The 15,228-nt window shown below is 44.5% G+C and carries 14 protein-coding genes; 10 read left to right on the forward strand and 4 right to left on the reverse strand.

Annotated features, from left to right (window positions below):
- The first annotated feature begins 244 nt into the window (after positions 1–244).
- From DESACI_RS03010 to DESACI_RS03020, 3 genes are all read left to right on the forward strand, one after another.
- Entirely contained in the window at positions 245–2,122 is a 1,878-nt protein-coding gene (locus DESACI_RS03010) for a hypothetical protein (RefSeq protein ID WP_014825693.1), read from the forward strand.
- A gap of 119 nt (positions 2,123–2,241) precedes the next feature.
- Positions 2,242–3,348 (forward strand): tetratricopeptide repeat-containing glycosyltransferase family 2 protein, encoded by a 1,107-nt coding sequence (locus DESACI_RS03015; RefSeq protein ID WP_014825694.1) that lies wholly within the window; start codon positions 2,242–2,244, stop codon positions 3,346–3,348.
- Entirely contained in the window at positions 3,348–3,878 is a 531-nt protein-coding gene (locus tag DESACI_RS03020) for a class I SAM-dependent methyltransferase (RefSeq protein ID WP_014825695.1), read from the forward strand. Before DESACI_RS03015 ends, DESACI_RS03020 begins: the two co-directional genes overlap by 1 nt.
- Positions 3,879–4,034: 156 nt before the next feature.
- On the opposite strand, the gene DESACI_RS03025 is transcribed toward DESACI_RS03020, so the two are convergent.
- Together DESACI_RS03025 and DESACI_RS03030 are read right to left on the reverse strand one after the other, a co-directional pair.
- Complete coding sequence (locus DESACI_RS03025) at positions 4,035–4,676, reverse strand: glycosyltransferase family 2 protein (protein WP_014825696.1); 642 nt, start codon at positions 4,674–4,676, stop codon at positions 4,035–4,037.
- Positions 4,677–4,702: 26 nt separating this feature from the next.
- Positions 4,703–5,692, reverse strand: a complete 990-nt coding sequence (locus DESACI_RS03030; RefSeq protein WP_014825697.1) for a glycosyltransferase family 4 protein — start codon at positions 5,690–5,692, stop codon at positions 4,703–4,705.
- 140 nt (positions 5,693–5,832) lie between these two features.
- Between DESACI_RS03030 and DESACI_RS03035 the strand changes: the two genes are divergently transcribed.
- The gene (locus DESACI_RS03035; RefSeq protein WP_014825698.1) at positions 5,833–6,441 is read left to right on the forward strand and encodes a class I SAM-dependent methyltransferase; all 609 of its coding nucleotides are present in this window, start codon (positions 5,833–5,835) and stop codon (positions 6,439–6,441) included.
- A 41-nt stretch (positions 6,442–6,482) separates the two neighbouring features.
- Here DESACI_RS03035 and DESACI_RS03040 read toward each other — a convergent pair whose 3' ends face one another.
- Entirely contained in the window at positions 6,483–7,478 is a 996-nt protein-coding gene (locus tag DESACI_RS03040) for a glycosyltransferase family 4 protein (protein WP_014825699.1), read from the reverse strand.
- A gap of 240 nt (positions 7,479–7,718) precedes the next feature.
- Here DESACI_RS03040 and DESACI_RS03045 point away from each other — a divergent pair, with 240 nt between their 5' ends.
- From DESACI_RS03045 to wecB, 5 genes are read left to right on the forward strand one after another with little or no spacing between them, the layout of a single operon-like run.
- Positions 7,719–8,912 (forward strand): nucleotide sugar dehydrogenase, encoded by a 1,194-nt coding sequence (locus DESACI_RS03045; RefSeq protein WP_014825700.1) that lies wholly within the window; start codon positions 7,719–7,721, stop codon positions 8,910–8,912.
- 1 nt (position 8,913) lies between these two features.
- Positions 8,914–9,834 carry an NAD-dependent epimerase/dehydratase family protein gene (locus DESACI_RS03050; RefSeq protein WP_014825701.1) on the forward strand — a complete coding sequence of 307 codons (921 nt, stop codon included), beginning with the start codon at positions 8,914–8,916 and terminating at the stop codon, positions 9,832–9,834.
- The gene (locus DESACI_RS03055) at positions 9,834–10,538 is read left to right on the forward strand and encodes a glycosyltransferase (protein WP_014825702.1); all 705 of its coding nucleotides are present in this window, start codon (positions 9,834–9,836) and stop codon (positions 10,536–10,538) included. The genes DESACI_RS03050 and DESACI_RS03055 overlap by 1 nt, the downstream gene beginning before the upstream one ends.
- A gap of 17 nt (positions 10,539–10,555) precedes the next feature.
- Positions 10,556–11,380: a YncE family protein gene (locus tag DESACI_RS03060; RefSeq protein WP_041275949.1), complete on the forward strand. Its 825-nt coding sequence runs from the start codon at positions 10,556–10,558 to the stop codon at positions 11,378–11,380.
- Between the two features lie 23 nt (positions 11,381–11,403).
- Positions 11,404–12,483: a non-hydrolyzing UDP-N-acetylglucosamine 2-epimerase gene (wecB, locus tag DESACI_RS03065; protein WP_041276233.1), complete on the forward strand. Its 1,080-nt coding sequence runs from the start codon at positions 11,404–11,406 to the stop codon at positions 12,481–12,483.
- Positions 12,484–12,657: 174 nt separating this feature from the next.
- On the opposite strand, the gene DESACI_RS03070 is transcribed toward wecB, so the two are convergent.
- Positions 12,658–13,650 (reverse strand): CAP domain-containing protein, encoded by a 993-nt coding sequence (locus tag DESACI_RS03070; protein ID WP_014825705.1) that lies wholly within the window; start codon positions 13,648–13,650, stop codon positions 12,658–12,660.
- Positions 13,651–14,050: 400 nt separating this feature from the next.
- Between DESACI_RS03070 and DESACI_RS03075 the strand changes: the two genes are divergently transcribed.
- The gene (locus DESACI_RS03075; protein ID WP_014825706.1) at positions 14,051–15,199 is read left to right on the forward strand and encodes a DUF362 domain-containing protein; all 1,149 of its coding nucleotides are present in this window, start codon (positions 14,051–14,053) and stop codon (positions 15,197–15,199) included.
- The last annotated feature ends 29 nt before the right edge of the window (positions 15,200–15,228 follow it).

Genomic DNA, 15,228 nt, shown 5'->3' on the forward strand with positions numbered 1-15,228 from the left:
AAGTCATTGTTTTAATTTGTTTATCAAATGAATTCTTAAAATTATTAAATGATAAATATCTATATTTAATTTAATTGTAACCAATGGAGGACAAGAAAAATATTATATAAAGAAACCTTTTGCGAGCATTTTTTAATATATCGCGATACAAAAGAATCTAATAGGTTAATAGATTTAGCACCCGAGTTCAAATCAACGATTTTTTTGCTAACTACTTTAAATAATTATGCGAGGAGAAAAGTTTATGGGTTCATATACTACCGGATTGATAGAAAATACACCTGTATTTGGAGTAAGGCCAACAGCATCACTTACTGTAAGAATAACAAATGATGATGCAATTAATAACCACGTTCAAATATCCGGCTATTTTGTCACCGGAACTGTTAAGACACAATACGTTGAAGAAAATTTTTTGCTGGTTCCTGGGGAGGTTGCGACTAGATTTTACTATGCTCAGTTTGATGCCTTTGAATTTCAGTTTAATACAAGCTCGGATGCCGTGGAAATTTCGGCTTGGGGAAAGAGTGCCTCAGGTACTTTAGTGGCAGCACATCGTGTTTTGCCCGCTGAACTTGATCTGATAGGTTTTGGGGGCATAACTGGAGCAACGGGAGCCGTCGGAGCGACAGGTGAAACAGGAGCAACGGGAGCGACAGGAACTGCTGGAACCACGGGAACCACGGGAGCCGTCGGAGCGACGGGTGAAACAGGAGCGACAGGAGCAACCGGAACTGCTGGAACTACGGGGGCCATGGGAACCGTCGGAGCGACAGGAGCAACAGGAGCAACAGGAGCGACAGGAGCAACCGGAACTGCCGGAACTACGGGAGCCACGGGAACCTCCGGAGTGACGGGAGAAACAGGGGCCACGGGAGCAACCGGAACCGCCGGAACTACGGGAGCTACGGGAACCGCCGGAGTGACGGGAGAAACAGGAGCGACAGGAGCAACCGGAGCCGCTGGAACTACGGGAGCCACGGGAACCGCCGGAGCGACGGGGGAAACAGGAGCGACAGGAGCAACTGGAGCCGCTGGAACTACGGGAGCCACGGGAACCGCTGGAGCGACAGGAGCAACGGGAGTTTCTGGAACTACGGGAGCCACGGGAACCGCCGGAGCAACGGGGGAAACAGGAGCAACGGGAGCAACAGGAGCCGCTGGAACTACGGGAGCGACGGGAGAAACAGGAGCAACGGGAGCAACGGGAACTGCTGGAACTACGGGAGCGACGGGAACCGCCGGAGCAACGGGGGAAACAGGAGCAACGGGAGCGACAGGAGCTGCTGGAACAACAGGAGCCACGGGAACCGCTGGAGCGACAGGTGAAACAGGAGCGACAGGAGCCACGGGAGCTGCTGGAACTACGGGAGCCACGGGAACCGCCGGAGCAACAGGAGCAACAGGAGCTGCTGGAACTACGGGAGCCACGGGAACGGCCGGAGCGACGGGAGAAACAGGAGCAACGGGAGCAACGGGAACTGCTGGAACTACGGGAGCAACGGGAACCGCCGGAGCGACGGGAGCAACAGGAGCAACGGGAGCGACAGGAGCCGCTGGAACCACGGGAGCAACAGGAATCGCCGGAGCGACGGGAGAAACAGGAGCAACGGGAGCGACAGGAGCCGCCGGAACCACGGGAGCAACTGGAACTGCCGGAACAACAGGAGCAACAGGAGCAACGGGAGCAACTGGAGCCACCGGTGCCACAGGAACCCCAACTCTAGCTTTCACTGGCACAACTACTCCAATTACTGTCTATCCGCCCTTAAACACTGAAGTTACCGTTGCGAGTGTCACGCAAAGCGTTGTAGCCAACCAACGACTCAAAATTGATTATGCTTATGCAGTTGAATTTGTAACAGCTGCGAACTGGGCCTTTGTATTCGAGTCGCGTTTGTATAGAGATGGCACACTAGTTAATACGAGGATATTGAACAGAAGTTCTGCAACATCTGGAAACCAAAGATTCCCGCTTGCAAACACCTATGTGGATGTAGTTCCGGCAACTAGCGCTAGTTCAACGTATAGTGTAAGAGTTATCGTAACAACGGCAACAAATATTACCTCGGGAACTACTGGTTCCAGTGTTGATCTCAATATCATTACGTTTACCCCTTAAAATTCAGATCAATAAAACCAAACGCGGCCCCAAAGGTCGCGTTTGGTCAAGCTGCCACTTGATCATAAAGCGAATATTATAGAGTATGACCTAAAATCATGACTTTGAGGTGCTGATGAATGGGGGATAAAACCATTACCATTAGTTTATGCATGATCGTCCGAAACGAAGAGCAGACTATTGCTCGGTGCCTTGATTCCGTAAAGGGAATTCCGGATGAAATTATAATTGTAGATACAGGTTCTACTGACCAAACGAAGGAAATTGTACGTCGATATACGGATGAGGTAGCCGATTTTACCTGGATTGATAATTTCGCGGCTGCGCGTAATTTTGCATTTAGCCAAGCAACTAAAGATTATATCCTTTGGTTGGATGCCGATGATATTTTGGCTGATACTGATCGTGAAAAATTTCTAAAGCTGAAAAAGGAATTTGATACATCTATAGATATCGTTAATATGCCCTACCTCTTGGCATTCGATCAATCCGGCGCAGTTACGTTCAGTTTAAGACGAAACAGGCTAGTCAGAAGAAGTAAGAATTTTCGCTGGATCGGTGCTGTGCACGAGTATCTGGAAGTTTACGGATCAATTTTGAACTCTGATATTTGTATAACCCATAAAGGAATAGAACGAAATGATTCCGATCGTAATTTAAAAATCTACGAGAAACGTAAGGCTGAAGGAGAGTCGTTTTCTCCCCGAGATTTATATTACTATGGCAATGAGCTTTTTGATCATAAGTTTTATAAACGGGCCATTAAAGTGTATCAGGACTTTTTGGAAACAGGACAAGGTTGGCTTGAAGATAACCTTTCTGCTTGTGGGAAGCTCGCGGAATGTTTTGAGAAGTTAGGGCAGAAAGATAAAGAGTTGGAGTACCTCATGAAATCCTTTGAATATGCGATTCCAAGAGCTGAGTTTTGCTGTCGTTTAGGATTTTATTTTCTAGAGGCTAAGAAATATGAACAAGGAGCTTTCTGGTATAATCTGGCGACTCAATTGGAAAAACCCGTTGACAGCTGGGGTCCCCGGATAGAAGCCTGCTGGACATGGCTGCCGCATTTACAGTTGTGCGTTTGCTATGACCGCTTGGGTAACCAGGAATTAGCCTACAAGCATAATGAGATCGCAAGGAAATTTCGTCCGGATAATCCTCAGGTGCTTTTTAATAAAAAGTATTTGGAAGGTGTCCTGGGAATGAGCAAAGGAGTTGAATCTTAGTGAACTTAAACTGGCATGAAGATTTTATTGTTCACCTGGCGTCCGTTGTTCAGCCAAAGGTTTATGTGGAACTCGGTCTGTGTAGGTGTGCTCTTTTCAATCGAATTATCCCTTACGCAGAACAGCTGATTGGCGTCGATATCAATTCGGATGCCGGCGGCTATATGGAAGCGTCTGTAAAAGCCCGGTTTTTCAACGGGACTACTCAGGAGTATGCTAAAGAACTTGCCGCAAACCCTTTACAGATAAATATGCTTTTCATTGATGCCGATCATTCTAAAGAAGCAGTAATCCAAGATTTTCGGGACTATCTTCCCTTTGTGGCTCCCCATGGTTTGATCCTGCTTCATGATACCCACCCCGGAAATGAATACTTGATCCAGCCTGAATGGTGTGGTACCGCCTATCAGGCCATTGAAGAGTTATTAAAGGAAACTGGTCCTTTTGAGTTGATGACGATCCCGGTTTCACCTGGTTTGACAATCTGCAGGAAACGCCATGCTCAGTTATCTTGGCAGGAAGGGTTGTAGTGCAGATTTCTGAAAACGGAACTCTTTAAATTAATTGAGCCAATAAAGTGGAAAGCGGGTAACTTAGGTCTGCTTTCACTTTATTGGCTTTACTAACTATAAGAATAATTTAAGTCTGGTTTTTGGCCTATATAAATCTAAAAGAAAGATTATAGATTATTCTTCTAAATCTGTTTTCATTATGATTTCCTTAATATTGCCCTGATAGGGCATTAAAATTGATTTATCAAATTCAATAAATATTGTGCCCTGGTAGGGACCAATGTTATAGTCATATTTTTCTTCGGCTAATCTTCTGGTTATGACATAACCTTCTTCTTTCCACTTTTTGAAATATTGATCTCTGGCAAAACTTGATTTTTCATAGTTCCAAGATGTTGGCAGGTAAATATAGTCGATTTCCTCATTTTCATAATAACCAATATTAGCTTCTTTTAGCCTTCTGGCGAAATCGACATCCTCATAACCTCCGCCGATAAAACGCTCGTCAAAAAAGCCGATCTTTCTTATTAAGTCCTTTTTAAATCCAAAAAATCCAAAACGATAAAGGGCAACTAGTCCCCAGCCATCTTCTAGCATTGTTAGGATTTTCCCCACGGCCTTAGGAGTTGGCCGAGCTTTATCATTGCATATAATTATTGTCTCAAAGTTACTCGAGGTTATAGAGACATTAACAATTTTCGAAAATGAGGGATAATTAGTGCCATTAAATATTCGACTATTGAGTCCTTCCAAGCATGATTGCGCTTCCCTGCTTAAGAGCAGTCTGTTGGAAATTATGACTATTTCATAATTCATTAACTTATCTCCTATAGAGTATTACTCTATTTTAGGCTTAGTAAAAAAGCTTCGACCTGATCTGCCGTACGCTGCCAGGTCCAGCTTTGAGCAAAAGCCTGGCCTGCCGAAGCTATTCTTTGACGTTCGGCATCACTTCTTAAAAGCCGGTAAATCGCTGAACTCAACTGCTCGAAGTCGCTGGGGGGAACAAGCAAACAGTTTTCACCATTTATAACATAATCACGGTTTCCGCCGCAATCTGTAGTCACCACGGCAGTTCCGCAGGCCATTGCTTCAAGGGGAGGCAAGCCAAAGGCCTCGAAATAAGAGGTGTAAACAAAGAGGTCGGCCTGAGCATAAAGTTGGGCCATCTCAAGATCAGAGGTCGTGGTTTTAATTTGGCAAGGAACAGGGAATGCAAAATAGGCATTTTCAGGAATTGAAACAGTAAGGTCAAAATCAACCTGATTTTTTAATGCGTTGACTGCTTTTAGAAATTCCGGACCTCCTTTCCAGGTGTACCCGGAAGCAGGGTCCCGCATTATATAAAAAATGTTTTTGCGCCCGGTTGCCGTAGATCGCTTAGGATAAGGATGAAAGGTTAAGGTGTCAACACCGGCGTTAATGACGGTACTTTCCAGGCCCGTTTCCTTAAGAAGAAGTTGACGGTGCCATTGAGATATGGACATAATCGGAGCGCCGATCAGATAGGTTTGCTTGGCTGTTTCCGGATCGGGTACCCAGAGCGGCTCGTAGCCAAGACTAAGACGCACAACCCGTCCTTTTTGCGATTCCCAAGCAGGCTTAACTGTCAAATAGAAATTGGGCAGAATGAAATCTGCTGAAGGAATGGAGGAAGGAGTCAGCTCATTTACTCGTCTTAATTTGGTTCGCAGGGGCCAGACTTGAGCTCCTTTTTGGGGCATAACAACTTCCACATCATGCCCTTTATCCTGCAAGGCATTGGCTAAATGATAAATAAAACGTGCTCCCCCACCCATTTCTAAACTAAGAACCGGAAACACAATTTTCATGGTTTGTCCTCCCTTTTGCTCGGTACTACATACTATGCGTCCAAGTGGGCGATTTGTGCTTGAAGGCACTTTACTGGACAATTTGAATAGGATGTAGGAATAGAGGATGTAAAAATAACAATTGGAAGGATGTTCAGCCAGTGACCGTTAATGTCGTAAATCATAAAGATTTCCTCGTATCAATTAATGAACTTCTTTGTGGTTCCCGAACGGTTTTAGATATTGGATGTGGCTTGGGTACGACTCTGAAACAGTTTTGCTGCCCGATAAAAATAGGTGTGGATGCTCATCGACCTTATTTAGAGAAGGCTAGGTTCGATGAGCCCTTGGTTACCTTGAACTTTAGAGCGGAACGCATGAGAGAATTGTTCCTGCCCAATTCTATTGATAGTGTGACTCTCATTGATGTGATTGAGCATTTTGAAAAGGAAGATGCACTTGACGTCCTTCAGCAAGTGGAGGAAATTGCTGCGCAAAGGGTTATAATTTTTACCCCAAGGGGGTTTTTCCAACAAAATGACGTTGATCATTATGGTTTAGGGGGAGAAACTTACCAGCGGCATCGCTCAGGCTGGGAGGTCGAGGACTTTCAAAGGCTTGGCTACAATATAATAATTTTTGCTAAGTTCCACGATCAGAAGAATAAGGCTTTTTTAGAGGTTTACGGCGAAAAGGCTGACCCCATTGACGCTCTCTTGGCTTGGAAGGAATGCAGCTCGAGAAAATCAGAACCGGAAGGCGGAATGTGACATTAGATTTTGGCAAGAGATTTTAAAGCTGTTCCCTTTCTCTAGGGATGGCTGAGCTTAAACAGTAAGGCCTCTAATTTATCTGCCGAGCGGCGCCAGGTCCAGGGCTGGGCGAATTGCAGGCCGGTTAGAGCAAGCTGATCCCGTACATTTTTCTGTGTCAGCAACTGTAATAACGCAAGAGTTAATTGGCCAATATCGCTGGGGGGAACCATTAAACAGTTCTCCCCGTTTTTTGCGTAATCGCGGTTACCTCCGTTATCTGTAGTAACGATGGCAGTTCGGCAGGCCATGGCTTCCAGCAGCGGCATGGAGAAGGATTCAAAATAGGAGGTGGAAACAAAAATGTCCGCCTGACCATAGAAAAGGGCCATTTCCCGGTCCGTTTGGGCTTTTACGATTTCATAAGGAACAGGCGCCGGGTAATTTGCGCCTTCGGTCGCGACAACCCGGATGTCAAAGTTAGGAACAGTGTGTTTTATTTGCCGGCAAGCTTCCCAAAACTCTTCGCTGCCTTTCCAAGTATAGCCATGTTCCTTGGAACGAAGGATATAGGCAATGGTCAAGCGCTCTGTGGAGAGGGATTTTTTGGGGCAAGGATGAAAAACCGATGTATCAACTCCTCCGGGTATAACAGTGCTGTCTCGCCCGGTCCCCTGGAGAATTAATTGCCGATGCCATTGAGACAGAGAAATGATGGGAGCATCTATTAGGTAGGACTCTCGGGCTTTTTCTGCTTCCGGAACCCACATAGGTTCATAACCAAGGCTAAGTCGAACGACTTGGCCTTTTTTGGATTTCCAAGCCGGAAAGACGGTGGGGTAAAAATTAGGGAGCAGGAAATCTCCGGGAGGTATGGCTTGCGGAGTAAGTTCCTTTACCCGGGTAATATGAGTGCGCAGAGGCCAGGCAATGGAGGCGTTTTCGGGGACTACGATTTCCACATTGTGTCCTTTATCCGCCAGCTCATTGGCTAATTGATAAATATAGCGTGTTCCTCCGGTTTCTAAACTCAGAACTGGAATCACCAATTTCATATGAAACCTCCTAATACATTCCAGAAGGAAATAATTTAAAATGGTGTCTTATCATTCTTTACAGGTCTTCTTTCAAAATTCACGGTTCATGTCAGTTTTCAAAAAACGGGTTCTTTATAGTCTATGATATATTCCTTGACAAAGTGGCAAGAAATGGGTTAAAAACCGCCTTCCCAGTGTCAAGATTAAGTGGACTTCCATACCATATAGAGATGAGATATGGGGAGGATGGAACCTAAAATGAAAATATGTGTCGTTGGTTTAGGCAATATCGGCTTTAATCTCTTCACATTTCTCTGTGAGAAATTCCCGGGAGAGGTCAGCGGAGTTGATGTGAACAGGAAAAGGGTCCAGGAGTTAAGGCGCCAAGGCTATGAAGTTACTGACAATTATGGGGATTTGGTTGGCATAGATGTCTGGTTAATGGCTCCATCAACCGGCAGCCAGGCAGAAAACCTGTTTGCGGCCCTGGAAGAAATGATTATTCATCCAGGCTGTCTGATTTCCGTTGAGTCGACCTTACCGCCGGGCACTATGAGCCGTGTGCGTGATTTTCTGGAGAAAAAAGGATTCCAACTGGGAACCGATATTTTTTTGATTCATGTGCCTCACAGGGTCATGTTTGGAGTTGATAAAACGGTCTGTGATAGCCCTAGAGTCATGGGAGCTTTTACCGGCCTCTGCCTGGAGAAGGGGCGCGAATTTTATTCACCTTTAGTGCCTGAACTGATGGAAGTGGCAGATATACGAGTTGCTGAGTTGTCTAAGGTTATAGAAAATGTTAAACGCTATGTCGATATAGCCTTTGCCGAAGAAATTTATAGTTATTGTGTTGATCAAGCGCTGGATTTTGAAGATTTAAGAAGAGCGGTGAACAGTAAAAGCAACGTCGAACTTTTAGGGACAGATTGGGGGATTGGCGGGGAATGTTTGCCTAAAGACTTAGGTTTCCTGCAAAGTGTATGTGCGTCCCCCTTATTGGAAGGCGCCGAAAAGGCGGATCAGAACTATCGGGATAAGATTGTCCGGCAAGTGGGCTCCGGAAAGGAAGTCTTAGTTAAGGGGGTAAGTTACAAAGCAGGGGTGAAAGACCTAAAGTACAGCAGAGCCAGTGATTTGATCAAGGCTCTGGAAGCTGCCGGAAATACAGTTTGGGTGGAGGATCCCTTATTTTCCTCGAATGAACTTCATGATGCCGGTTTTAACACTTGTCAGACTGAACCGAACAATAAAAACAGGCAATTAACTCCCAATCGGATTATCCTTGAACGACAGAAAGCCTTAAATCTAAGCAAAACAACAAATACCCAATTAGATCCTAATGAAAAAACATTTTCCCGAAGATTAAAAAAGACAAATTTTCAGGATAAGGTTATCGATCTTATTCAAAAGAACTTAATCGGTACAAGAATTAGTGGAAAAAGGAGCAAATAAGATGGCCAAAGTATTGATCACGGGCAGCCAAGGAACTTTAGGTTCCCGACTTGTAGAAGCCATGAAAAAGCGAGGGCATGAAGTTTGGGAAGTTGACTTACAACACCATCCTGGTGAGAGATATTTTAGGGCAGACATTGCTGAATATCGTCAATTGGAACGGATTTTCGAGCAAAACTATGATTATGTAGTTCACTTAGCCGCTGAATTCGGAAGGATTAATGGAGAACATTATTATGACACCTTGTGGAAAACAAACGTTATCGGCACGCGCAATATCTTGGAATGGCAATTGAAAAAAGGCTTTAAATTAGTATTCACGAGTTCTTCTGAAATCTATGGTGAGGCAGCGGAACCTCTCTTAACCGAAGATTTACCTTTGAAAAAGACAATTATTCAGCATAACGATTATGCCTTAACAAAATGGGCCAATGAAGTTCAAATTTTGAATTTCGAAAAGAAATACCAATCTCCCATCGTTCGACTTCGTTTGTTCAATGCCTATGGACCAGGAGAGTATTATCATCCTTACCGCAGTGTTATTTGTCTTTTCATATACCGGGCTTTAATGGGTATCCCCTATGATGTCTTTGAAGGATATCACCGCGTCTTTATGTATGTGGATGATCTGATTCCGACCATTGCCAATGTAACTTCCAACTTTAAGCCGGGAGAAGTCTATAACATTGGCGGAATAGAGTATCGAAGCGTTCATGAACTCAGTGATTTAGTGCTTAAGTACACGAAGGGTGATCCCAAACTCGTCAATTATCTTCCGGAAGACAAACACAATACGGTCAGCAAACGCCCTGATATCAGCAAAGCGAAAGCAGACTTGGGGCATGACCCTAAAGTGACTTTGGAAGAAGGATTGCCGATTACAGTGGAATGGATGAAAAAGGTATATCGGGAGGGTCGTTAATGCTGCCGCCGAAAGTAAGTGTCGTCATTCCCACCTATAATCACGCCAGGTATTTGCCTTATGCCCTGGAAAGTGTCCTTCAGCAAAGTTATCCCAACCTGGAAGTTTTAGTTGTTGATGATGGTTCAACAGATGGCACGTCAGAACTTATGAAGCCGTACCTCCCTAAAATCCGCTATCTGTTTAAAGAAAATAAAGGAACTCCGAGTACCTTAAACTTAGGGCTATTGCACTCAACCGGCAAATACATTTGCTGGCTGAGTGCCGACGATGCTTTTTTAGGGGATAAAGTTGCAAAACAGGTTGCTCTCATGGAGAGTGAACCGAGTTTTGGCTTCAGTTACACGAGCTTTATCGTGATGGATGGCAACGGTCATGTACAATACGAGGTCAATTCACCTTATTATCCTGACAAAAAGGAGATGGTGAAAAACCTCTTTCAAGGATGTTTTATCAATGGCTCTTCCGTTATGATGAGAAGCTCTGCGTTGAAGCAAATTGGCAATTTTGATGAAAACTTGCCCCAGGCCCACGATTATGACCTATGGTTTCGTTTTTTGCGTGCCTATAATTGCGGCTTTTTAAACGATTATTTATTAGCCTACCGCTGGCACGGCGGCAATATGAGTCAAAATCCAGATGAGGCTTGTTCTTTAGTTGTCAGAGAACGTGCCAGGCAGCTTTTCCCGGAATGGTTAAATTAAGCAAAGGGGATGGAACGATGGCTTTATTATCAACTGGATTTATCAAAAATTTGCAAGCCTCTGGCGAAAGAACAAGTTCCACTCTTGCAGTAAAAATCACGAATCGTGATTCAGTGAGCACCATGATTCGTGTTAATGGATTTTATTTGACAAGTACAGAGACAAAAACGGAATATGTTTTGGATGTGTTAACCTTACCTCCCGGCGGGGAGGTAACGAATAACTATTATGCTGAGTTTGATGCTTTTCAATTTCAGTTTCTTTGTAATTCAGAGGAGGTGGGAATTTCAATCTGGGGAAAAAGTCCTGCCGGAAATTTGACTGAAGTCTATCAGGTACACTTGGAACAGTTATTCCCAATGGAAGTTAAAGAGCATATTTATGTTCCAAACTCCAATTCCAATAAGGTGTCCATTATTGATGGGGGGACAAATACCTTGCAAGGGGATGTTGCTGTTGGCTTAGGTCCCTTTGGTATAGGAGTGAACCCTCTCACAAATCGCATTTATGTTGCTAATTTCTGGAGCAACAATGTCTCCGTTATTGACGGGGAAAGTCAAACTGTTATTACTAAGGTTGCCGTAAATTCGAATCCCCTCGGTGTTGGGGTGAATCCGGTTACAAATCGAATCTATGTTACTAATCGGGGGAGCAATAATGTCTCGGTAATCGATGGTTTAGCTAATGTCGTTATCGATAACATCATGGTCGGGGCTTCTCCGGAAGGGATAACCGTTAATCCGACTACGAATCGAATTTACGTTACGAATCTAGGCAATAAAGTCTCCGTTATTAACGGTAATACCAATACAGTTATTGCCACTGTAGAGGTCGGAGGCTGAATATGTCCGAAGGGGATTTAAGAATGAAGGTCATGACAATACTAGGTACGCGTCCGGAGATAATTCGTTTGAGCAGGATTATACCTATCCTGGACAATCTCTGTGAGCATATCCTTGTGCACACCGGGCAAAATTTCGATCGAACCCTTAATGATATATTTTTTGCTCAACTTAACCTGCGTACTCCTGATTATTTACTAAATTGCCAAGCTTCTGCACCGATGAGCCAAATTGGTCAGATACTCAGTGAATGTGAAAGAGTCATGCTCAAGGAAAAACCGAATCGCCTGCTTATTTTGGGCGATACCAACAGCGCTTTGACAGCAATGATCGGTAAACGTCTGCGGATTCCGGTCTTTCATATGGAAGCGGGAAACCGTTGCTATGATGACAGGGTACCTGAAGAAATTAATCGCCGAGTGATTGATCATTGCAGTGATATTTTGCTGCCTTACACGGAAAGAAGCCGGGCTAATTTGCTGAGGGAAGGCATCGAAGGAAAAAGAATTTATGTTACCGGAAATCCAATTGGAGAAGTTCTGGCTTATTATGCTGAGAAGATCGCTGCCAGCCAAGCATTAAAGACAATGAGCGTCAGCAGCAAGGGCTATTTTCTTGTGACTCTGCATCGTGCCGAAAATGTAGATGACGAGAGGCGGCTGAATCTGATGATTACTGCTTTGCAAAGGTTAGTTAGGGAATACGAGATACCCTTAATTTGCAGTCTTCATCCCCGGACTCGTTCCCAATTAGAGAAGTATCGGCAATCTTTTGGCGGCCAAGGAATTCAAATCGTTGAGCCCTTAGGATTGTTTGATTTTGTCCATTTAGAGCAAAACGCCTATTGTGTCTTAAGTGACAGCGGAACCGTTCAGGAGGAGTGTTGCCTTTTTAAAATTCCTAATGTAACCTTGCGTGATGTCACTGAACGTCCCGAAACTGTAGAGTCAGGAAGCAATCTCATTGCAGGATGTGAACCAGATGCTGTCTTACGAGCCGTAAAAACGGTTTTGAGTCTGGAAGCGGATTGGGAATCTCCGGCAGAATATCAGGAAGGGAATGTCAGCCGGAAAGTCGTAAAAATTCTGTTTGGGGAAAGTTGATGGGTAAGGATTGAAGAAAACAAAATGAGGCCGTTGCATAATGGGTATTTATACGTTTTTATAAACAAACCCTGCATATAAGTGTGATTTAAACCACTAGTTATGCAGGGCTTTGTTTAATGGGGAGATTTTAAGAATGATGGTTGATTTTTGAGTAAAACCGAGTTGAATAGTTTATTCTTGTAAAAATTCTTGAACATAAAGATTACCATAGGCACTTCCGTAAGCAATTCCTATGCCCACGTGAGTAAAACGTGGGTCAAGGATATTGGCTTTATGAGCCGGACTTTGCATTAATGCCGCCATAGCTCCAGAAACAGAGTCATTTCCGGCAATGTTTTCGCCTGCCCAGCCAACAGTTAACCCGACATCCTGCATCATGGCCCAGGGGCTGCCATAGGTGGGAGAAGTATGGGCGAAGTAATTATTGGCTTTCATGTCGTTTGCCTTAGCTTGTCCTACAGAAACTAAGCGGAAATCTACTTTAAGGGGAGCAACGCCGGCAGCAGCACGTTCCTGATTTATCATATCTACCATCTGCTGTTCGTCAGGCGTTAGTGAAGTAATCGTGGGAATAGCCGGAGTCGTGGGAGCTGTTGTCGGTGTGCTTGAAGAGGAAGACGATTGTGATGGGTTTGAGGATGGATTAGAAGGTGTTGGTGTCGATGTTACCGGAACCGGGGAAGACGGATTAATATTTTTTAAGGAAACAACGCTTCCTCCCCCTAGGTTTGGTTGTCCTATGGTCACAGTTACCGGCTGAGATTGAACGGTGGTAGGTGTTGAGTTGCTTGTAGTAGTTCCTTGCGGTGAACCTGGAACAGTCACCGAAGTTGAAGGAATTGTCGTTGTGGGGTAAATATTCTTTAAGGAAACGACACTGCCGGAATAATTTATCGACGGCGAGGTGTTGACAGTCGGCGCTGAACTCGGAGTCGATGGGGTCGCAGTGACAGTCGTTGGCGGCTGAGTTTCAGATGTCGTCGGAACGGAAACTACTTGCGGCGTTCCCGATGCTGTCGACCGAAGGGTAACTACTGATCCCGAAGCAGAACCAGGTAAGGACTGTGAACCACCTATAAGAAGGGCAGCTTGTGCCGGCATAGCAACAGTGGTCATGAGCAAAGCCATTTGAATTCCTGCGAAGACTTTAAACTGTTTTTTCATGGATATCCTCCTTATTGTGACTGCAAAAATTTGTTGTTTTTGTCGAAGACAACTGTAGTATATCATGACAAGTTGTCTCGTCAAATGGTACTTTTTGACACAAGATCGATTGTATTCGTCTGTTTTTGACAATTTCCCTCTTTTGAAAAAAGAAGGTATAATATTTCTAATCATTCATTTTAGTATGGAAGACGTTATTAAAACTATTAAATATCTTTAAATCTCTTTAATGCTGTTGAGCGGCATCAACGGAAATTCAATTTTTCAGGGGCTAAGATGAAATTATTAATAGGATCGGTTTTACATAATAGTATGAAAATTTCTTGTTACTCAATTATATACTTCTTTCTTAGGGGAGGAGAGGAGCACTTTAACGATCTGGAAAGGGTGAAAAACTCAAATGCAAGAAAAAGTAGTTTTAAAATACTGCCCGGATTATTCGGCAGACATTGTCCAAAGCTTGAAGGGTGGTTTGGCAGAATGGGGCGGTATGTCTGAATTTGTGAAACCCGGTCAAAAGGTGCTGCTCAAGGTCAATCTCTTGATGAAGAAGCGTCCCGAGGAAGCCGTAACGACTCATCCCAGTGTTGTGGAAGCAGTAGTACGTCTGGTGCAGGAAGCCGGCGGGATTCCCATCATTGGAGACAGCCCCGGAGGGCCTTACACCTTGAATGCCCTTCAGGCCGTTTATACGCGCTCGGGTTTGCGTGACGTGGCAGAACGAACGGGAGCGCTTCTTAATGAAGACATTGGCCAAACGACGATTCCGTTTCCCGCGGGGAAAATAGTTAAAAGTTTGACAGTCACCAATTGTGCTCTTGACGCAGATGTGATCATCCCTATATCTAAGCTTAAGACTCATGGCATGATGACCTTTACCGGGGCAGTGAAAATTCTTTTCGGAGTCATTCCCGGTTTTCTGAAGGCTGAATATCATTTAAAAATGTTTAAAATTACGGATTTTGCCGATCTGTTGGTAGACATAGCCTCTTGGGTTAAACCAACCTTAAATATTATGGATGGAATTGTGGGAATGGAAGGGGATGGTCCTTCGGCAGGAAAGCCCCGTGACATCGGAGTATTGATCATGAGTTCTGATCCCTTCGCTCTAGATGTCGTTGCGGCAGATTTGATTGGGTTGAAGCCTGAAAGGGTTCCAACGGTGCTGGCAGCGCGTAATCGGGGATTAACCAGCCGAATGGACGAAATTGAACTAAAGGGGGATGCCCGTTCACTGTGGCGCATTCAAGATTTTGAAATTCCTAAAACAGTTTCCACAAATTTTCTGGACATGGTGCCGCTGCCAAAAACCGCTAAGAAGTTTATGCTTAATCGAGTCCGCCCACGCCCTGTTTTTGAACATTCTGTTTGCGTGGGGTGCAAAGACTGTGTGAATAACTGTCCGCCGAAAGCATTGAGCCTGAATGAACATCAGCGCCCAGAAGTCGATTTGGAGGCTTGTATACGTTGCTTTTGCTGCCAGGAGCTTTGCCCGCAGCAAGCTGTAAAAATCTTTAAGCCTTGGATCGGGAAAAGGCTTCTCAAATAATTGCATTTCTTACCAAAGTTTAGTAGTAT

It is taken from the genome of Desulfosporosinus acidiphilus SJ4 (assembly GCF_000255115.2).
Lineage (GTDB): Bacteria > Bacillota > Desulfitobacteriia > Desulfitobacteriales > Desulfitobacteriaceae > Desulfosporosinus > Desulfosporosinus acidiphilus.